Annotated in this window: 21 protein-coding genes; 6 read left to right on the top strand and 15 right to left on the bottom strand. The window is 48.4% G+C overall.

Annotation, left to right across the window (positions count from 1 at the left end; all coding sequences use genetic code 11):
* Positions 1-63 precede the first annotated feature (63 nt).
* Together PLA01S_RS12105 and PLA01S_RS12100 are read left to right on the top strand one after the other, a co-directional pair.
* Positions 64-528, top strand: a complete 465-nt coding sequence (locus PLA01S_RS12105) for a hypothetical protein (protein WP_127592444.1) — start codon at positions 64-66, stop codon at positions 526-528.
* Positions 529-595: 67 nt separating this feature from the next.
* Positions 596-1522 carry a protease complex subunit PrcB family protein gene (locus tag PLA01S_RS12100; RefSeq protein WP_127592443.1) on the top strand — a complete coding sequence of 309 codons (927 nt, stop codon included), beginning with the start codon at positions 596-598 and terminating at the stop codon, positions 1520-1522.
* A 223-nt stretch (positions 1523-1745) separates the two neighbouring features.
* Here PLA01S_RS12100 and PLA01S_RS12095 read toward each other — a convergent pair whose 3' ends face one another.
* Positions 1746-3851: an ABC transporter ATP-binding protein gene (locus tag PLA01S_RS12095; RefSeq protein ID WP_127592442.1), complete on the bottom strand. Its 2106-nt coding sequence runs from the start codon at positions 3849-3851 to the stop codon at positions 1746-1748.
* Positions 3852-5609, bottom strand: a complete 1758-nt coding sequence (locus tag PLA01S_RS12090; RefSeq protein WP_127592441.1) for an ABC transporter ATP-binding protein — start codon at positions 5607-5609, stop codon at positions 3852-3854.
* Between the two features lie 583 nt (positions 5610-6192).
* On the opposite strand from PLA01S_RS12090, the gene PLA01S_RS12080 reads away from it, so the two are divergent.
* Complete coding sequence (locus PLA01S_RS12080; protein WP_100537990.1) at positions 6193-6498, top strand: HesB/YadR/YfhF family protein; 306 nt, start codon at positions 6193-6195, stop codon at positions 6496-6498.
* 46 nt (positions 6499-6544) lie between these two features.
* A complete protein-coding gene (locus tag PLA01S_RS12075; RefSeq protein ID WP_127592440.1) occupies positions 6545-6994 on the top strand; it encodes an NUDIX domain-containing protein in 450 nt (149 codons plus the stop codon).
* Between the two features lie 143 nt (positions 6995-7137).
* On the opposite strand, the gene PLA01S_RS12070 is transcribed toward PLA01S_RS12075, so the two are convergent.
* Entirely contained in the window at positions 7138-7650 is a 513-nt protein-coding gene (locus tag PLA01S_RS12070) for an ADP-heptose synthase (RefSeq protein WP_127592439.1), read from the bottom strand.
* Between the two features lie 133 nt (positions 7651-7783).
* Between PLA01S_RS12070 and PLA01S_RS12065 the strand changes: the two genes are divergently transcribed.
* Complete coding sequence (locus PLA01S_RS12065; RefSeq protein ID WP_127592438.1) at positions 7784-9529, top strand: ABC transporter ATP-binding protein; 1746 nt, start codon at positions 7784-7786, stop codon at positions 9527-9529.
* Positions 9530-9606: 77 nt separating this feature from the next.
* Here the strand turns inward: PLA01S_RS12065 and PLA01S_RS12060 are convergent, their stop codons facing one another.
* The 7 genes from PLA01S_RS12060 to PLA01S_RS12030 all read right to left on the bottom strand — a co-directional run bounded on the left by PLA01S_RS12060 (position 9607) and on the right by PLA01S_RS12030 (position 14937).
* A complete protein-coding gene (locus PLA01S_RS12060) occupies positions 9607-10899 on the bottom strand; it encodes a DUF6080 domain-containing protein (RefSeq protein ID WP_127592437.1) in 1293 nt (430 codons plus the stop codon).
* 61 nt (positions 10900-10960) lie between these two features.
* Complete coding sequence (locus PLA01S_RS12055; protein ID WP_127592436.1) at positions 10961-11281, bottom strand: EamA family transporter; 321 nt, start codon at positions 11279-11281, stop codon at positions 10961-10963.
* Positions 11271-11612: an EamA family transporter gene (locus PLA01S_RS12050; RefSeq protein WP_127592435.1), complete on the bottom strand. Its 342-nt coding sequence runs from the start codon at positions 11610-11612 to the stop codon at positions 11271-11273. Before PLA01S_RS12050 ends, PLA01S_RS12055 begins: the two co-directional genes overlap by 11 nt.
* Positions 11600-12232: an HAD family hydrolase gene (locus PLA01S_RS12045; protein WP_127592434.1), complete on the bottom strand. Its 633-nt coding sequence runs from the start codon at positions 12230-12232 to the stop codon at positions 11600-11602. The genes PLA01S_RS12050 and PLA01S_RS12045 overlap by 13 nt, the downstream gene beginning before the upstream one ends.
* Positions 12233-12261: 29 nt before the next feature.
* Positions 12262-13188, bottom strand: a complete 927-nt coding sequence (locus PLA01S_RS12040) for a decaprenyl-phosphate phosphoribosyltransferase (protein ID WP_174819211.1) — start codon at positions 13186-13188, stop codon at positions 12262-12264.
* 197 nt (positions 13189-13385) lie between these two features.
* On the bottom strand, positions 13386-13829 hold the full coding sequence (locus tag PLA01S_RS12035; RefSeq protein WP_015736251.1) for a DUF441 domain-containing protein: 444 nt from the start codon (positions 13827-13829) through the stop codon (positions 13386-13388).
* A gap of 130 nt (positions 13830-13959) precedes the next feature.
* Positions 13960-14937: a YpdA family putative bacillithiol disulfide reductase gene (locus PLA01S_RS12030; RefSeq protein ID WP_127592432.1), complete on the bottom strand. Its 978-nt coding sequence runs from the start codon at positions 14935-14937 to the stop codon at positions 13960-13962.
* 217 nt (positions 14938-15154) lie between these two features.
* Here PLA01S_RS12030 and PLA01S_RS12025 point away from each other — a divergent pair, with 217 nt between their 5' ends.
* Entirely contained in the window at positions 15155-15460 is a 306-nt protein-coding gene (locus PLA01S_RS12025; protein ID WP_127592543.1) for a DUF2087 domain-containing protein, read from the top strand.
* Between the two features lie 95 nt (positions 15461-15555).
* Here the strand turns inward: PLA01S_RS12025 and PLA01S_RS12020 are convergent, their stop codons facing one another.
* From PLA01S_RS12020 to PLA01S_RS12000, 5 genes are all read right to left on the bottom strand, one after another.
* Positions 15556-16182: an FMN-dependent NADH-azoreductase gene (locus PLA01S_RS12020; RefSeq protein WP_127592431.1), complete on the bottom strand. Its 627-nt coding sequence runs from the start codon at positions 16180-16182 to the stop codon at positions 15556-15558.
* 78 nt (positions 16183-16260) lie between these two features.
* Complete coding sequence (locus tag PLA01S_RS12015) at positions 16261-17109, bottom strand: DUF4097 family beta strand repeat-containing protein (RefSeq protein WP_164817411.1); 849 nt, start codon at positions 17107-17109, stop codon at positions 16261-16263.
* Complete coding sequence (locus tag PLA01S_RS12010) at positions 17106-17666, bottom strand: DUF1700 domain-containing protein (RefSeq protein WP_127592430.1); 561 nt, start codon at positions 17664-17666, stop codon at positions 17106-17108. Before PLA01S_RS12010 ends, PLA01S_RS12015 begins: the two co-directional genes overlap by 4 nt.
* Positions 17659-17988, bottom strand: a complete 330-nt coding sequence (locus PLA01S_RS12005) for a PadR family transcriptional regulator (RefSeq protein WP_100537978.1) — start codon at positions 17986-17988, stop codon at positions 17659-17661. Before PLA01S_RS12005 ends, PLA01S_RS12010 begins: the two co-directional genes overlap by 8 nt.
* Positions 17989-18428: 440 nt before the next feature.
* Entirely contained in the window at positions 18429-18668 is a 240-nt protein-coding gene (locus PLA01S_RS12000; RefSeq protein WP_006211206.1) for a hypothetical protein, read from the bottom strand.
* Positions 18669-18723 lie beyond the last annotated feature (55 nt).

Below are 18723 nucleotides of genomic sequence, written 5' to 3'. Positions count from 1 at the left end.
CTTTACCATAGGGATATACACAAATAGAAACGGTAAAGACAGCCAATACTAGAGGAGGATACCATGAAACAATCTCGACTGATGGACAGTGACCACTCCAAAGAGCTGTTTGCCTATTTCGGATTAGCGGTGTATTATTCACAGGCGCTGGAGCAGCAGCTCGCGAATCTGTTGATGCTGATTAAGCTTTCCCAAGGAAATGTGCCTTCAGAAGAAGATTTCACCCAATTATATCAGCGGAAATTAAGCAGCTCTCTGGGCCAACTGGTACACGAGATCCAGCATTACTTTCCATTCTCCGAAGAAGAAACGGTTCAGTTAAAAGAGGTCTGGAAGCAGCGTAACTATATCGTTCATGATTATTTCAAAGAGCGGATTCATGAGACGTTCAGCCCGGCTGGCCGTTCCCGAATGATTCGGGAGCTGACCGCATTTAAGGACCAGGCTCAGGCGCTGGAGCAGAAGCTGCAGGGTTATTCCCGTGAAATGTATGTAAAGCTTGGCCTGGACAGCGAAAGAAGCGTGTAAAATAAATTAGGGCTGAGATGAAACATATTCCAGCACCTCTGCGTCAGAAAGATTAGGAGGTGTAATTATGAAAAAAACTACGAAATTGTTAACTGCAATGCTTGTCACTTCGTCATTGCTCGGGGCCGGCGCCGCCTCTGCATTCAACGATATTCAAGAGGAGAAGCCATTGCAAATGGTGAAGGAGCTGCAATCGAAAGGAATTGTTCAAGGGATTAGTGCCGACAAATTCGCTCCGGCCAAAACAATAACGACGGCACAAGCGGTGCAGATGATTGTGAATGTTGCCGATCTGAAGGTGCAACCGAATTTTACGGGCCGTTCGTTTGACAGTGTGCCGAAGGATGCCTGGTTCGCTGATGCTGTGAATATAGCGGCTCAGAACGGATTGTCCGTATCGGCAGACATGAAATGGAATGAGCCGATAACACGTGTTGGGTTTGCGACATTGCTCTCGGAAGCGATTCAGAAGACCGGAAATTATCCCGTGGTCATGATGTATCTGCATGTGGCCGACGAGGATCTGATGAAAGAGGAGAGCAGAGGAGCGGTGCAGTTCCTGCTGTTAACCAAGATTGCTGAGCTCGACGCTAACGCCAAGTTCCATCCAACGAAGAGTTTAACGCGAATTGAAGCGGCAGAGCTTGCGTACAATTCCATCCGATTCATTGAGGAGCATCAGAAGAACATGATACCCGAGGAGCCGGGACAATCTGACCCGTCTGTAAGTACAAGCGTCGTTAAGGTGGATGATGCGCAGAACAAAGTCACGGTAACCAAGGAAGACCTACCGAATCCGGGGTACGGCATTAAAATTACTTCGGTCGACTATGTTAGCGATACCGAAGCCGTGATCTACTACAAAGTTCTTCAACCCGATCCGGACAAAATGTATCCGCAAGTCATCTCCAAATCTTCGGATGACGTGCTCGTGCCTTCCAAGTACACCAAAATCACGGTCAAAGCTGAAGTTACCCTTGATTCGGCAAAGTAAGGCTTGTAATGTACCGCCAGAATACAATCTAAAAAAAGAAGGCTGTCCCCTATCGAATGTAACATTCGCTTGGGAACAGCCTTTTTTAGATGCAGAAAGAATAAACTTCGAAGCAGGGACCTTCCTGATATCGCAGGAAAACTACCGCGAACAGAGGTCTGTCTTCTGTGCACGTCGATAGACGTTTTTATAATATCACTGCGTTAGTTTCACCTAACTTGGTCTACACGTGGCCACCGGCCATCTTGCTGTTGGAAGCGGTAAGCACCGTTTCCTTAGTCTCTGGAACCGAAGCCGAGCTTCCTTGCTGAAGTTGGTACATTTTAAAATATCTTCCGCCCAGGGCCATCAACTCGTCATGGGAACCTTGTTCCACAATTTCTCCGCGGTGAAGGACCAGAATCTGATCGGCGCTGCGGATCGTGGATAAGCGGTGGGCGATGATAAAGGTCGTGCGTCCTCGCTTCAGCACCTCCAGGGCTTCCTGAATTAAGGCTTCCGTCTCCGTATCGATGTTAGCGGTGGCTTCATCGAGAATCAGTATGGCCGGATTGAACGCAAGAGCCCGGGCAAAGGAGATTAACTGGCGTTGACCGGCGGACAGTGTGCTGCCTTTCTCTAGTACTGGCTCATCGAAGCCTTGCGGAAGATGAGCGAGCAGCCGGTCGGCCCCTACGTCGCGCAGCGCCTGTTCCACCTGGTCCCGTGTAATGCCCGGATCACCCAGGCTGACATTCGAAGCAATCGTGCCAGTGAACAGGTAGGGGTCTTGCAGCACGATGCCCATATGCTTGCGGAGCCATTGCTTTGGAATATTGGTAACGGGCTGCCCATCAATGGTAATCGTGCCTTTCTGCGGATCATAGAAGCGGAACAGCAGATTGATGATGGAGCTTTTGCCGGAGCCGGTATGACCCACAAGCGCCACGGTTTGACCCTGCCTCGCTTCAAATGAAATGTCTTTAAGCACATAGTCCTTCTTGTACGCGAATGATACGTTTTGAAACTCCACATTTCCTAAATACCGCGGCATGCTGCCGTCCGTTACTTTCTCGCCTGTTTCATCCATCAGCTCAAATACCCGTTTGGCGGAGACGATGGAGGTATCGAGCGCGGCCAGCTGGTTAACCATGCCCGTTATCGGCTGGAACATGCGGCCAAGCAGATCAACGAAGGCGTAGAGGACGCCGATCGAGACGATGCCGGCACCGTTCAATGATGCAGAACCGAAATACCAGAGAACAACCACAAACGAAACGTTACGCAGTACGTTTACCAGGTTGTGCGTGGTGAAGGAGTTCAGATTGAGCATTTTGTTCTGATGAGCCATATAGTCCGCATTCAGCGCTTCGAACTCTTCTTGGGTCGCTTTTTGGCGGCGGAATACACGGATGATGGCCATGCCCTGAATGGATTCATTAATGATGGCGTTGATCTCGCTCAGCCGGGAGCGGATGACCGTATTGTATTTGGTTGCAAATTTGCGGTACAGGATGGTCCATACAATCAACATCGGGATAACAAACAAACTGATCAAGCCCAGTCTGACGTCCAGAAGGAACAAGGCGACATAGACACCCGTAATATACACGGCACCGGAGCTGAAGTTGGATAATACCGCAACAAACAGATCCTTTACCGCTTCGGTATCATTGGTTACCCGGGAAACGACTTTGCCTGCCGGCAGATTATCAAAGAAGTTGACGGGCAGCCGCTGAATATGGGCGTATACATCGGTACGCAGCTTCTGGATGACCCGATTGGCCGCCGATTGCAGCCAGTAGGTTCTGCCGAATACCGTAATCATGGAGATCAGCAGACAGATCAGGAACAGGCCGACGAGCTTATAAATGCTGGGCAGCTCGGGTTTATAAAATTCAAACAGCTGTTCTTTGGTTAATTTGATGGCCGGATATTGGAGCTCCTCCGAGGCGTAGGAAATCGTCAATACACCGTCCTGAAAGGAGCGGTTTCCTTCGGTTCGGGTTACCGGCTCATCAATGAAATAGAAGCTGCGGCCAGCCTGAACAAGGCGTACTTCCTGTCCTCGCGTCTCGCCTACTTGAAAGCGATCCTCGCGTTTATAATAAGTCCCGTTATAGGATGCGGCGCCTTGGGCTTGTGTCGTCTCGTAATAAGGCCGCTCAATGCCCAGGATGTGCTCGTCGATCATCGTTTTTGCGATGAAGGGGCCAGCAAGCTCTGCGGCAACGCCTATGGCCAGCAGAATCAAGGCGGCAATGAAGGTGCCCTTGGCCGTTAAAGCATAGCGGAACAGCCGTTTGGCAATTCCGGATTCATTCGAAATGGTTGTATCGCTTGGAGTCAATTAAGACACCTCCTCCGAGGTCAGATTGTTTTCTACCTGCTGGCGTTCGAATTGCTCACGGTACCAGCCGCCGAGCTCCAGCAGTTCATCATGGGTTCCTTGCTCCGTGATTCGACCGTCCTCCAGCACCACGATCATATCGGCATGCTGAACGGCCGAGAGTCGATGCGTGGAGATCAGGGTCGTTTTACCGGCGCGTTTGCTCCGGATATTATCGATGATTCTGGCTTCCGTCCGGGCGTCCACAGCGGACAAGGAATCGTCCAATATTAAGATTTCAGGGTCGCCGATAAAAGCCCGGGCCAGTGAGACCCTTTGTTTTTGCCCGCCGGACAGCGCAACGCCTTTTTCGCCTACAAGGGTATCAAGGCCATCGGACAGGGTAACCAAATCGCGGTCAAAGGCGGCGGTGGTGATGGCTTCCATAATCCGTTCGTCGCTGGCATCCTTTTTGCCGAATTGGATGTTCTGACGTACCGTCTTGGAGAACAAGATCTGTTCCTGCGGCACATACCCGATCCAGCTGTGGAGCTGGTCGGTCGTCAGCATCTCCATGGGTATATCGGAAATGAGGATATCGCCGGTCCCGGTAGGGTACTCATGAAGAAGCTGCTTCAGCAGCGTCGATTTGCCGCTGCCCGTGCGTCCTACGACGCCGAGCGTCTGGCCTTTTTGCAGCGTAAAGTTAATATTTTTCAAATTATCAATCGTAGAGGTCGGGTAACGGAAAGTGACATCCTTAAATTGAATCGTATCCGGTACCTTCACGTCTGCAGGATTTGCGGCGTCGGTAACATCCGGCGGGGTCTTTAAGGTTTCGTTGACCCGATCCAGCGAAGCGTTTCCGCGCTGCATAATGTTAATCAATTCCCCGATGGCGAACATCGGCCAAATCATCATCCCGAGGTACATGTTGAACGATACGAGATCTCCGAGTGTGATTTGATTCTGGAACACCAGGTACACACCGTAGGCTAAACCGATGACGTAACTGAGACCGATGGAGAAATTGATGGTTGGTTCAAATAAGGCGTCCACTTTGGCTACCGCCAGATTTTTACGATATACGTCATCCGTAATGTCCTGGAAGCGCTGCTGATCGGCGCGTTCTTGTACATAAGCGCGGACGACACGGACACCGGCTACGGACTCCAGAACCTGGTCGTTCATGTCACCGAAGGCATCCTGCGCCAGCGTGTAGCGTTTATGAATGGCTCTTCCGTAGATGACCATGCCAATGGCAATGATCGGCATGGGCAGAATGGCCGCCAATGTCAGCTTCCAGCTGACAATGAAACCCATAGCGAAGAGAACGACAATCAAGTAGATGGTGGAGTCGGTCATAACAAGCATCCCGAAGCCGGCGGTTGCTGCCACGGAGCGAAGATCATTCGTGGCTTTTGCCATGAGATCTCCGGTACGGTTACGTTCGAAAAACGGCGGAAGCATCCGCAGCAAATGGTTCATGTACCGGGTACGGAGCAGGCGTTCCACGAGGTTCGCTCCTCCGAATAAACGGTGCATCCATATGTAAGTGGCACAGTACACGACAGCAACGATACCGAGAATCATGAACAGATATTGGACGAGGGAAGCCCACGTTATAGAACTGCTGACGATATCGTCAATCGCGTTTCCGAGCAGAAGCGGCGGCAGTAACTCTACCAGTCCGCAAAAGATGAGAAGCGCAAGGCCGATCAAGTAACGCTTTTTCTCTTGCTTGAAAAACCAGCCTAAATTTTTAAGTACGGCAAACACATTATCCCTTCCTTTCGTAGGTCGTTCTGGCATCATATCATCCGTAAAAACCAAAAAAAGCACATCATCCGGCGACGGACGATATGCTTCATTAATTTTGAACTTATCATACGCACGGTGATCATGACTTCCGTGCAACGGTTAGCAGCTTCGTTCTGATCATTCTGGCAATGAATGAACGAGGCATGATGATGATGAGACAGCACCATTGGGGAGTCGATCCATATTTAATTGTAGGAAATGATGATCCTGATGATCTTGATCCATCGCAAACAATTTAAACATGTCACTCACCCTTTCTTCGTAATTTACATTTTATTCAAATCGCTCTCGTATGGACTGAATTTTATCACCATGAACTGGAATGTGTCAAACTTATTTTTCAGGATCATCGTAAGATATTTGATAGTGAAGGTAGGTTAGAACCTTATGTCACTATTTTATTATCAAAATGATTTGTATCCTAACGTACGTATGCGTTATGATAATATTGCAACTAAATATGGATACCGTTCCTAAGATCTCCGGTCTGCTAACAGATAGGGGTCAACATCATATGACGTCTAAGGAGGGTGTACGACACATGCAAATTCAAGTCAGCGATCAGGCGGCACGTTGGTACAAGAAGGAACTTGACCTTCAGGCAGGCACGTTCGTTCGCTTCTTTCCACGATATAGCTCAGGCGGAGGCCTCCATCCCGGCTTTTCGCTCGGTATTTCGGTAGAAGAACCAAGAGAAGCGGGACTGACGGAGCGTTCCGAAGAGGTAACATTCTTTATGGAAGAACAGGATTTATGGTATTTGAAGGGGTATACGCTCCGCGTGAAATATGAGGAATCCTTGGATGACATTTCGTATATTTATGAAGAAGAGGGCGCAGTAAATTAACCTGATGAGAGACTGCAGCGCCATCTAGGGAAAGGAGGTTCCCAAGATGAGCGTATATCACCGTGATATTCGCCAATACATCGGCAAACGTTCGGTGGTCCGCGTAAAAGCGGCGGTGCTTGTGCTGAACGATAATGGAGAGATCCTGCTCCTGAAGCGGCAGAACAAGGACGAGTGGGGACTTCCACTCGGAAACCTGAAGCCCGGCGAAGCTCTTGAAGACACAGCGTCCAGAGAGCTGTGGGAGGAGAGCGGCCTGACAGCGGATGATATGCGACTCTTGGACCTTGTGTCTGGTCCGGAGTATATGAAGAAGCAAATTGGTGGAGATGAAGTGTATTATGTGATAGGTGTGTACGCGGCAACCGGTCTGCACAGTGCCATTCATTTGTCCCCTAATACGGAAGTGTCTCTTAAATATTTTGATTTTCAAGCATTGCCCGCAATGGATGCGATCACGGTCCGCCTGCTGGACAAGATAAATAAGAACAGCTGAGGCTAAGTTAGTGGTGGCAGTTTTATACGCCTTAAATTCCCCGCACGGGGAATTTTTTTCGGTCAACATGAGGAGTCCCTGCCCCATTCAAACCGGGGGGAAGGGACTCCTTTTGCCATGCGAAGGTGTGTACCTATGATTCATTATGGCTGCCCGGACAGCGGGACCTCCAAAGCAAAGTCAAAATCGTCGATATCATATACCTGAACGGGAAGAGCGCTTTCGACGATACGCTGAATCAATTCGTATTGATCAGTCAGTATGGGAGCCTCGGCTCTTTGGGATGCCAGCAGCAGCTCGGTTTCGACAGGATCGAAGGATTCCCCATAGGGTGCGGTGTCCATGGTGTTCATTACCGAGACCCGGGTAGTTTCACTCACGGGAATGGTAGGGCTCTTGGACCAGGGAACCTGCAGGGCCCGCTCAATTTTCTTTTTGTTCAGCGGCTCTTCAAAATAGGAAATCAATTCTCCGATCTTTATCTTGACGTGCTGGTCATCAGCACTACTATTCATGAGATGTTCTTCGGTGGTATGAAGCTCATATAATTCCAAAATGGTAGTGTACGGAATGATATACTCGACGGGTTTAAGTGGTACTAACAGCTGACCGTAAATGGCCAGCATGACGGCCTCCGTCACGAAAATTCTGGTCATGACTAAATCCTCCTGCAAGACGTGATACAATTCATAAGTTTAGAACTAATAAAGCACTGAAGTTCATAAATGTCAACTGCTCGTCGCCTAACAACCGCGTGGAAGTTGCTTAAGAAAGGGGCTGTGCTCACCTTTGAAATCATGGAAAATCTATTACCCATTCGTTAAGCCCTATATGAAGTGGATCATTCTGACCCTTATTATCGGCATGATCAAATTTGCAATCCCGTTATTGCTGCCCATGATCATGAAATATGTCGTGGATGATCTGCTGATCAACCAGCAGATGACCATCGAACAGAAAATCCAGGATCTGATGTGGATTCTTGCCGGGACACTGGTGCTGTTTGTCGTTGTGCGTGGTCCGGTGGAATACTTGCGGCAGTATTTTGCCCAATTCATTACCAGTCGTATTTTATTTGATATGCGTAATCGGCTATATGCCCATCTGCAGCGTCTATCCCTTCGTTACTATCAGAATACCAAGGTAGGCGAGGCGATATCGCGCTTTATCAATGATGTGGAACAATCCAAGAACCTGGTAGAAGTCGGTATGATGAACATCTGGCTGGATATGTTTACATTGCTGTTCGTATTAATCGTTATGTTCTTCATGAATCCCGTTCTGACGCTGGTTGCCATCTCGATCCTTCCTCTCTACGGGTTAGCGGTGAATTTGCTGTATAAGCGACTTAAGCGTCTGACCAAGGACCGGTCGCAGGCTCTCGCCGGCATTCAAGCGTACCTGCATGAGCGGATTCAAGGGATCTCGGTCATCCGGAGTTTCACCCTCGAGCGTTATGATCAGAAGAAGTTCGAAGGCATCAACGGTAATTTCCTGAAAAAAGCGATGGCGCAGACCCGCTGGAATGCGCTCACCTTCTCGATCATCAACACGCTGACCGATATTGCGCCTATTCTGGTTATCGGTTACGGGGGGTACCGGGTGATTCAGGGAGATCTGACCTTGGGTACGTTTGTTGCCTTCTTTGGCTATCTCGACAGGCTGTATGCACCCCTACGTCGCTTGATCAACTCGTCAACGGTGCTGACGCAGGCTTCAGCGTCGCTGGAGCGGGTCAAGGAGCTCATGGACGAGCCATATGACATCGTGGACCGGCCCGATGCCAAAACGCTCAAGACAGCGGGACAGATCGAGTTTGACCGCGTATGCTTCAAGTACAATGATGCCGCGGGCTGGGTGCTGCAAGATATTAACCTGACCATCAAGCAGGGGCAAACGGTCGCATTTGTCGGCATGAGCGGCGGCGGCAAATCGTCCCTGATCGGATTGATACCGAGATTTTACGATGTACAGCAGGGAGCAGTGAAGGTGGATGGTCACGATGTCAGGGATTTGACGCTGGACAGCTTGCGCGGATCGATTGGCATGGTACTGCAGGACAACTTCCTGTTTAGCGGATCCGTTCGTGAAAATATTCTGTTTGGCAATCCGGAAGCGGATGAAGAGAGAATCGTCGCCGCTGCCAAAGCCGCCAATGCCCATGATTTCATCACCCAGCTGCCGCAGGGCTATGAGACGGAAGTGGGTGAACGTGGCGTCAAGCTCTCGGGTGGGCAGAAGCAGAGACTTGCGATCGCCCGTGTCTTCCTCAAGGATCCGGACATTCTGGTACTGGATGAGGCGACTTCGGCGCTGGACCTGGAGTCCGAGCATCTGATACAGCAGGCGCTGCAGTCCTTGTCCAACAACCGCACCACTTTGATCGTGGCTCATCGCCTTTCAACCATTACGCATGCCGATCAAATCGTGGTGCTGGAGAATGGCAGAATTACAGAGCAAGGCACGCACGGCGAGCTGATGAATCAAGATGGAAGTTATGCCAGACTATACAACGTGCAGCATTTGGAGAATTAATATTAAAGACCCGTCCTTCTAAGGCATGGTGTTCAGCCATGCTTCAGTGGGACGGGTCTTTTGATGTGTTTAAAGGCTTATTTCTCGATATTTTTGAACACCGTGTCATAGGTCATCTGAATATAGTCCAGCGTCTGTCCATGCAACACGATATTGTTCACCAAGGTGATCAGCAGGAACAGTACCATGATGCCGGTCAGAGCTTGTTGAATCCGGTGGTTCTTCGTTTTGGCAATAAACAGTGCTGCAAGCACAAACAGAGCAAACAGATAATGTCCTGCGTACAAGTATAGATCGTAAGCATAAGTAGCCAAACCGAACCCAACGATGATGTGCAGCAGAATCGCGAACAGGATATAGATGCTGAATGCCCAGGTATCGCGGGAGCGGATACCCTTCATGAAGGATAGAACCGCAAGGACAAGCATCCCGATACCGACGATATGGACATGAATCGGATACGGCTTGGCCAAATTCGTCACAAATGCCGCGATTCCCGGATCGATCATGGCAAGCTCAGGCGACAGGATGGGACTTACAAACAGCATATAGAAGACTCGTGAATGGTGCTCGAATGAAAAAGGAGAAACGTAGCTGAGGGCACCGTTCTGCACGCTTGAAAACACGTTAGCGATCCACGATTTACCTGAGAACAGCAAGTGTTGAAGCAGGGTTACGATCACCGCCATTCCCAGAAAAACCAGCATGATCATGATAAACCGTTTAAACGTGCCCTTCTGTCTTTTATCGAACTGGCTGATCAGCAGCGCTCCTGCGAACGTTGCAACATTCGTAGACGTGATGCCGAAATTAATCAGGGCCAGGGAGGCATTCAGCAGGACGGCAAACCGATTCTCCAATCGGCAATAGTGCAAGTAAGCGGCTGATAAAATGATCATAAACTGCGCATAAGCGTAGGAATCCGGTATGAACGCCGTGAACAGCGTATAAGAGCTGATACCGAAAAAAGCCGCCGTTACGAAGGACAACAGCCAGCCGGCGCCGCTTCTTCGGACGATGTAATAGACCAGCGCTGCGCTAAAGGCATTCAAGACCGATTGAATCAGAAGATAAGGGAGGTTCGCGCTCCCGATCATCGTCGTTAACGGACTGGTTAGAAAATTAATGAACGGATGGATGATTGAGATATTTTCCGGTCCATATTCCATCGAAGGATCGAAGTTGAACAGATTCAATGTGAAAGGCGCACCATAAAACGGGCTGTGCGGCATTAACTCGGCTGCATGATCCTTGATGTAGGCTATGAACGGAAGGTTCATGAAAACATACCATAGGGCAAGACAGATACTTAGGCCGATCGCCGTGTAATTATCTTTTTTATGTCGAAATAAATAACTGAAAAAAGTCATGTTTTTCGTTCCACCAATCTTTCCATTATATGTACTCTGAATAGGTTTTAGCTGCATTCGCTTACCAGATCAGCAGAAGCAATCCGGATATAATAAAAGCGATGCCGGCGATTTTCCGGATCCCGATGGTTTCCTTGAATACCCATTTGGCAAACAGCAAGGCCCACAGGAACGTCAGTGCATTGGCAGGCATAACCAGCGTGTAGGGTAGCTCCCCCAGAAGGTATATGTTTAATAATGCTCCTAGTCCGTAACTAAGAAAGCCGATCAGCAGCAGCTTGATTTGTTTGTTTGCGGTATACCCCTTGAAGAATACGCTGCCCAGCGAGCCAAGCAAAGTCATCAGGAGCAGGAGCAAGTACAGGAACCCGTCATTTTTCATAGGAAGTTAATGTCACCCCGATTCCAAGCAGGGCGACGGCTGCCAGTTTTTGCAGGGTCAATGGTTCATCCAGGAAAAAATCACCATAAAACAGAGCCACAATATAGCTGATGCACATCAGAGGATAGGCCACGGACAGCTTCTCCAGGGAAAATGATTTGATCATGAGAATGGCCCCGAGGCCGTAGCAGATAAAACCGATTCCCATGTACAGCAAGTTGGCGTGGCCCCATTTCCAGAACAGCTGGCCGGTAGCCGTCAAAAAAGCCGATAAGACCATGAACAGCTTGCCCAGGTGGCGCGGGGCGCTCTGCGCTTTTATCTGTTCCATGTTAATCCCTCGCATCCCTGAGCGGATTTGTGATTGATCAAATATTTGTGTTTGACGAGCCCGAACATCGGGAGGTCGGACAAGGAATCGGAGTAAGCGCAGGAAGCTGCATAGTCAATGGTCAGCTGCCGCTCGTTCAAGTACTGCTGAATCCGGTTCACTTTTTCCTCCCCCTTACAATTGTTCCCTTCGATCATCGACGTAAAGCGTCCGTTCCGTACGGAAAGTTTCGTAGCGATCACCGTGTCGACGCAAGGAAGCTCAGCAAAGTATCTCATGTAAGCGTCAGGGGACGCCGTTACGAGCAGCACATGGTAGCCCTCGCTTTTTTTTCGCTGCATTTCCTTCATCGCATCCGGGAAGATGGCAGGTTTCAACTCCGTTTCATAAAAATGTTTCAGGTCTGCATCATCCATATGGCGCATCGCATGGAAATAAGCGCTCTTTGCCTTTTCAGCGTCCAGAAGACGGAGCTTGTACAGCACGGAATGCAGCACGACTTTCAGAATGATGGGTGCCGTGGACGGTTTTTTCCGTATGCCATATTTTAAAAATCGAAACATAGAGTCCGTATGGATGACCGTTTTGTCGATGTCAAAGATTGCGAATTTCTGATTCATATAGTTTCCCTCAATTTACCGATTCTGTATTATTCAAAGTATACCAAAATTCCGATAACGCTGATGACATAGAGAATCACGGTGACCAGGATGTGAGTGTCCTCCAGGAGCACCCGGTCCGGAGCCCCGCCTTTTTTCTCGATATGAATCAGATAAAGATAGCGGAACATTCCGTAAATGACGAACGGTATGGTCCACATGAGGTGAACGGTTCTGCCGGAGGTAAAGGTAAACAGCGAATAACTGATGATCGTTGCTGTTGTGACAATGCTGCTCATCTGGTCCAGCAGATCGAACGAATATTGATCGAGCACCTTGCGGTGAGAGCCCTTGTCATGCTGCAGCAGATGAAGCTCATGCCGTCTCTTGCCGATCGCCAGGAAGAGCGATAGCAGCATCGTACAGAGAAGGAACCATGGCGTGAACGGGACGTGGATGACCAGTCCGCCTGCGATGGCGCGCAGCACAAACCCGGCCGCGATAATCATGATGTCAATGATGACAACATGCTTCAGCCTGAAGGAATAAGCTACGTTCATGGCAAAATAGAGCACCAATAACACGGTAAACAGCGGATTGAGTAAATAAGATACGGCCAGCGAGGCTATCAGCAGCAGAGCCCCGAATATAATAGCCAGCTTAGGCGGTAGCGCACCCGAGGCCATGGGACGGTATTTTTTCACCGGATGGTTGCGATCCGCTTCGCGATCGGCATAATCGTTCACAATATAGACGCAGCCGGATACGAAGGATAACAGGAAAAAACCGATCAAGGTGTCGAAGAGCACGCCGGGATTTACCCCTTCAAATGAGAAGAGGGGGGCTGCAAATATAAGCAGGTTTTTGGTCCATTGCTTTGGCCGCAGCTGCCTGAAGAGCAGCATGGGAAGCTGCCTAAGGGGAGCAGCAGCCGATTCGGTATTCGTTGAAGACAAGTGTGTTACCTCCTGATACATCATATTTCATAAGGGATTACGGGAAAAAACGCTAAAACACGATAGCTATCATACCATAAAACAGACTATATATGGTAATGAGCCGTCTGATACAAGGCTTGAATATAGAACAAATAAACCTCCCCAAACGTTCATGAACCGGCAGGGAGGTTATTGTTCTATTTATGTTATTGATAAAAAAGAGCTGCATCTGTTCCTTACGATTTGCCGATGAGCAGGGACAGCAGACCGGCAGCAATGAGCGGCCCGACGGGTACGCCGCGGAACAGGGCGACCCCAAGCACCGTGCCAACGAGAAGACCGGCAACCACGGTAGGATTGCTTCCCATCAGTGTGGCACCACGACCGCCCAGATAAGCGACAAGCATGCCGACGGCGATGGCCAAAAGCGATTTCCAGTTCAGGAATGATTCGCCGATCGTTTGCAGACTCATTTTGCCGCTGGCCAGCGGTGACATGACACCTATGGTGAGAATGATAATGCCTAGAGTCAGTCCGTATTTCTCCAGCCATGGGAATGCTTGCTGAAAGCCGGTTACGCGGATAAGCAGCAGTGCCAGCATCGCAATCGTCACTGCAGAATTGCTGCTGATAATACCAAGTCCCGCCATCGCCAGCAGGATGAGTGAAGTTACGTCCATGGGGAATCACTCCTTATGTTTAAGATATCAGAAAGTATAAACGGCGAAGTGTAAACCTTCCTGATATCGCAAGAAAAACTCATCTAAACGCAGTCTGTCTTCTAAGAATATACGTCGATAGACTTTTTGGTTAAGCGTTCGAGACCAGATGCTCGGCAATCAAACGACCGTGTAGTCTGCCTGTTTCAATGAACACCTCATTGGCATTCCGACCGGATGCAATGACGCCAGCGACATAGAGTCCCGGAACGTTAGTCTCCATCGTCTCCGGATGATAGAGGGGCTTCTCCATGTCTTCATCCAGTTCGACGCCGGAGGAGGCGAGCAGTTTGCGGTCAGGACGGAATCCGGTCAATGCCAGTACAAAATCATTTTCAATAATCGTTTCCTGGCCTTGATTCGACAGAACGGTAATGGAAGACTCCGCGATTTGGACGACACGCGAGTTCAGGTGAAGCTGGATATGTCCCTTCTGCACCATGCTGTCGAACAGAGGACGTACCCAAGGTTTGATGTTCTGAGAAACTTCCTCACCCCGGTATACCATCGTAACCTCGGCTCCGACACGGATAAGCTCCATGGCAGCATCCACAGCGGAATTACTGCCGCCGATGATCGCGGTTTTCATCCCTGCATACGGATGGGCTTCCCGGAAATAATGGGTTACTTTCTCCAAGTCTTCACCAGGAATGCCAATATAATTCGGATGATCAAAATAACCCGTAGCAATGACTACGTGTTTGGCTTCTCGCATGGACTCTACACCACCGCGGCGCTGGGTTTTTACCTGGAAGCTGCCGTCAGGCTGCTTGGTTATGGTGAGCGCTTCTTCGTATGGGGAGATTTTCAGATTAAAGTGACTGGCAACTCTGCGATAATAGGCCAGAGCCTCGTGCCGAAACGGTTTATCATTCGATATCGCGAACGGAACATCTCCGATTTCAAGCATTTCAGCCGTACTGAAAAACTGCATATGCGTCGGATAGAGATAAATGGAATGAACTACATTGTGTTTATCGATGATCTCGCAGCTGAGGCCCTGGTTGCGGCATTCAATGGCAGCTGAGAGACCGCATGGGCCTGCGCCGATAATTAAGACGTCGAGCATGGTGAACCTCCTTATGTATTAACCTTACGTTATCGATCAGCATAATAATCCTACAGCAAATAAAAGGATAAATCCAGATTTGACGGTATGGAGCCCGGCTGACTTGACGTAAAGCAGAAAGGGTTTGACAAACATTTCAAATTCGATTAACATCTAATTAGATGAATATTAAATTAGATGTTTGCGAAATTATGTCTAGAATGGAGGAAGAAAAATGATGGAAACGACTGCTAGCGAAGCCTATAAAACATCCGTTCTCCGGAATTTTATAACGAAAGACGGAACGCTGCGTTCCATTCCGGCCCAGTACAAGAAGAAACTCGTCATATTGGAATATCTGGTAGAACAGCTTGAAGCAGGGAAAGAGTATCCGGAAAAGGACATCAATGCGTTTATCAAGCGTTATCATGCGGACTATGCGACCATCCGGCGGGAAATTATCATTCATCAATATATGAACCGTGACCACGAAATCTATAGTCGTAACCCGCGTGAGTTATGGACCCGATGGGAAAAGGTTTAAACGGGATGAACACAAAAGCCACCTTTCACTGCCTAAGACAGTGGAAGGTGGCTTTTGTGTATAACGATCAGTGATATTAGTACGTATAAGTTCGATTAGAAACCGGCAGCAGCCTTTTTAACGAGCTCAAGACCGTTCTGAACGATCATTTCCGCATCATCAGGGAATTGGTTGTGGCCTTCGATGATCAGGGTTTCGATATCCTGTACGCCCCATTGACGAAGATTGCCCATCACGAAGTTAACGGCCATCTCAGCCGCAGCCATAGGTCCCTCGGAATAGTTACCGCCGCGTGCATTCAGGATAACGACTTTTTTGCCAGTTACGAGACCAACAACGCCTTGAGGCGTATATTTGAACGTTTTGCCTGCTTGGTTCAGGTAGTCGATATAGGTATGAAGAACGGCAGGTACGGTCATGTTCCACAATGGGAACGCGAGCACGATTTTGTCTGCAGCAAGAAACTGGTCAAGATATTTGCTCACATTCGCAGCAGCCGCCTGCTCTTCCGGGGTAGCTTCCAATCCTTGGGCAGCTTTAAACATACCGTTGATGGCAGTGCTATCATAATAAGGAAGATTCTCTGCAAAAAGGTCAAGCTCCGTGATTTGGTCTTCCGGATGGCTTGCTTTGAAGGACTCCAAAAATGCATGGTACATTTTGACGCTTACCGATTGTTCGATCGCTCTGTTGTTTGCTTTGATGAATAGTACATTAGACATGTATGAAAACTCTCCTTGTTGTATGGTTTACTTTATAAAGTATAGTATATTTCATTTTTATTGTTTGTCAACAACGTCTTACTGTACGATGTCGATATTTCCGGAGTACGATTCCACTTGGATGGTATCGGTTGTTTCCTTCAACGATTCCGGCGCCGATATGGATCCGGTGAGCGACTTAAGGTCATAGAATCCGCGGAATGAAGGGTCAGGCTGCACTTTCACGTTGCCGGATCTGCACAGGATATTTACCGATGAAACGCCGAGCAATCCTACGTTTACATTGCCGGAAGTGACCTCGATGTCCAAGGGGCCTTCCATATCTTTCAATTCGACCTTTCCCGAATGATTGACGATTTGCGTGGAGGCCTGAATGACGGAGCCGCGAATATTGCCTGAAATATTCTCTACGTTCAACTGATCGGCTCGTATGTCGCTCATGTTGATGTTGCCTGACTTCACGGAGATGTCAACCATCTTGGAGGAAGCTCCGCTTACCTGGATATTGTCTGAGAGTGTTGATAAATCAAGTTCGTCGAGTTGCGTGCTTGATGGAAGCCCAATGGTCAGTTTTCCTTTCGGTGAACGAAAGTCCACACTCATCAACTGGAAAGTGGAAGGAGTAGTCAGATCCAATTCCACCTCAGGGCCCGATGGATTAAAGTTTTTAAGAATATCGACATGCTCCGGTTTTAATTTGCCGTCAAAAGCGATATACCCGTTCGAATCGCCGCTGTCCTCAAACGCGAAGCTGATATTAATATTGCTGGCAATAGTTAATTTCTTCAAATTTACGGCATCCTGCAGATCCCATCGATTCTGATAGCTGACAAGATCTTCACCGAATTTAAACTTGTTCGCAGCCATGCCGACGATTCCTACCAATATAAGTGCGATTGCTAAACTGAACAACCATTTTCTGTTCACTGTGCGTCACGACCTTTCAACAAGCGTGTATTCCATCTTGAGTACCTCGAGGTTAACGATAACAATCCAACCATGGCTGAGCGTGTGGCATATCCGAGGAAGATGCCGATTCCGATCAAAGAGATGGATAAGAATAATTTGGCCGGATAAAACGTTCCGTTTACGATATAGTCAAGCAGAACGAGCACTGGGCTCAGCAAGGTTGCCAGGGCTCCCAGAGCAATGGCGACACCGCCGGACCACAATGCGGCCAGAAAAGGAACAGCCACCAATCCACAGAAGAACACTCCAACCATAGTCGCATATTTGCCAATTGAAGACGGTCTTCGGATCACTGCCGGAGCAGGCATATCCATATCCACATACCGATCGCCTAACGCTTCTTTAGCCATTTCAAAAGGATCTCCCAGCTCACGTGCGATTTCCTCTTCGGTTCGTCCATTCTGCATGCCAATGATAAAATGGGACTCCACATCTTGAATGAATTCCTGTCGTTCGTCGGGAGGAAGCGTTAAAAGCCGCGACTCCAAAATCGAAATAAACTGTTTTTTAGTCATACAAATTCCCTTCCTCTATCAGATTGGTCACATTGCCCACAAAAGCTTGCCATTCCTTTACCATGGCTTTCATATAAATCACTCCGCTGGGCGTCAGCTTATAATATTTACGGGGCGGACCCTCGGTCGATTCCTGGAGGTACGTCGTACAATAGCCTTCATTTACGAGGCGGCGAAGGAGAGGGTACAATGCCCCTTCGGCAACTTCAATATGCCTCGATACCGCTTGAGCCAACTCGTACCCATATTGGTCCTTGCGATGGATTAACACCAGCACGCAGAGTTCGAGAACGCCTTTTTTGAATTGAATACTGACATTCATACGGCAGATACCTCCTTTCATAAGTCCTTGATCATGCTGTTCATCACGAGGTAGTGATTAATATTCAGTAGTGGTCTACAATAAGATATCATTTAGTACTGAATAATGCAAGGTACTGATTATAAAATGGGTTGTTGCCAGAAAATCGTCGAATGATAAGAAGCTTTGTTAAACGAAAGGAAGTCTCGTTTAATCTTCAAAAGGCACGGTTAATAGAAGTTATCAGAACATAGGGTCGTTTTTCCAAGATAAGAATGGAGGGATGAACAGTATGTCCATCGATCGGTTTATATTAAAAAAATTGAACAGTTGCCAGGAGATCACAACGCGGAGAAATCTCGTAAAATTGTTTCAAATCCGAATTCAGAGAGCGCAGATAGCCGAGGATCGTCATTACGGGTTATAATGGGGTTAAACAAAAAAAGGGCTACCCCTCTTTTTTAAAAGAGAGATAGCGCAAGAGAGTCGTTTTCGCTTTTGCTGTGAAGAATTGCCTCGGATCCCTCGATTTCAATGCTGATCAGGGAATTGAGGCATTTTTGCAGCGCCTTTTTGCCGGTTTGAATTTTATGGTCAAGCGCGCTGGTTAGCAGTTTTAGTACCTTCTGTACCGGCTGCTTGCTATCCGTTGTAAAGTATACGGGAACCGGCTTATTTTGGAACATGATTAGTGTTTTCATATCAATCACCTCACGAAAGATTTTTCATGATATTTGCATTATAAATTGCCAATCT

Source organism: Paenibacillus lautus NBRC 15380, from assembly GCF_004000945.1.
Taxonomy (GTDB): domain Bacteria; phylum Bacillota; class Bacilli; order Paenibacillales; family Paenibacillaceae; genus Paenibacillus_AQ; species Paenibacillus_AQ lautus.
The sequence above is the reverse complement of the archived record's forward strand: the minus strand, read 5'-3'. Positions and strand labels throughout refer to the sequence as shown.

What these genes read in the sequence shown, in the direction of transcription:
- PLA01S_RS12105 (WP_127592444.1), top strand. Translation starts at nt 64, where the DNA reads ATGAAACAATCTCGACTGATGGACAGTGACCACTCCAAAGAGCTGTTT.
- PLA01S_RS12100 (WP_127592443.1), top strand. Translation starts at nt 596, where the DNA reads ATGAAAAAAACTACGAAATTGTTAACTGCAATGCTTGTCACTTCGTCA.
- PLA01S_RS12080 (WP_100537990.1), top strand. Translation starts at nt 6,193, where the DNA reads ATGCAAATTCAAGTCAGCGATCAGGCGGCACGTTGGTACAAGAAGGAA.
- PLA01S_RS12075 (WP_127592440.1), top strand. Translation starts at nt 6,545, where the DNA reads ATGAGCGTATATCACCGTGATATTCGCCAATACATCGGCAAACGTTCG.
- PLA01S_RS12070 (WP_127592439.1), bottom strand. Translation starts at nt 7,650, where the DNA reads ATGACCAGAATTTTCGTGACGGAGGCCGTCATGCTGGCCATTTACGGT.
- PLA01S_RS12060 (WP_127592437.1), bottom strand. Translation starts at nt 10,899, where the DNA reads ATGACTTTTTTCAGTTATTTATTTCGACATAAAAAAGATAATTACACG.
- PLA01S_RS12055 (WP_127592436.1), bottom strand. Translation starts at nt 11,281, where the DNA reads ATGAAAAATGACGGGTTCCTGTACTTGCTCCTGCTCCTGATGACTTTG.
- PLA01S_RS12050 (WP_127592435.1), bottom strand. Translation starts at nt 11,612, where the DNA reads ATGGAACAGATAAAAGCGCAGAGCGCCCCGCGCCACCTGGGCAAGCTG.
- PLA01S_RS12045 (WP_127592434.1), bottom strand. Translation starts at nt 12,232, where the DNA reads ATGAATCAGAAATTCGCAATCTTTGACATCGACAAAACGGTCATCCAT.
- PLA01S_RS12040 (WP_174819211.1), bottom strand. Translation starts at nt 13,188, where the DNA reads ATGTATCAGGAGGTAACACACTTGTCTTCAACGAATACCGAATCGGCT.
- PLA01S_RS12035 (WP_015736251.1), bottom strand. Translation starts at nt 13,829, where the DNA reads ATGGACGTAACTTCACTCATCCTGCTGGCGATGGCGGGACTTGGTATT.
- PLA01S_RS12030 (WP_127592432.1), bottom strand. Translation starts at nt 14,937, where the DNA reads ATGCTCGACGTCTTAATTATCGGCGCAGGCCCATGCGGTCTCTCAGCT.
- PLA01S_RS12025 (WP_127592543.1), top strand. Translation starts at nt 15,155, where the DNA reads ATGGAAACGACTGCTAGCGAAGCCTATAAAACATCCGTTCTCCGGAAT.
- PLA01S_RS12020 (WP_127592431.1), bottom strand. Translation starts at nt 16,182, where the DNA reads ATGTCTAATGTACTATTCATCAAAGCAAACAACAGAGCGATCGAACAA.
- PLA01S_RS12010 (WP_127592430.1), bottom strand. Translation starts at nt 17,666, where the DNA reads ATGACTAAAAAACAGTTTATTTCGATTTTGGAGTCGCGGCTTTTAACG.
- PLA01S_RS12005 (WP_100537978.1), bottom strand. Translation starts at nt 17,988, where the DNA reads ATGAATGTCAGTATTCAATTCAAAAAAGGCGTTCTCGAACTCTGCGTG.
- PLA01S_RS12000 (WP_006211206.1), bottom strand. Translation starts at nt 18,668, where the DNA reads ATGAAAACACTAATCATGTTCCAAAATAAGCCGGTTCCCGTATACTTT.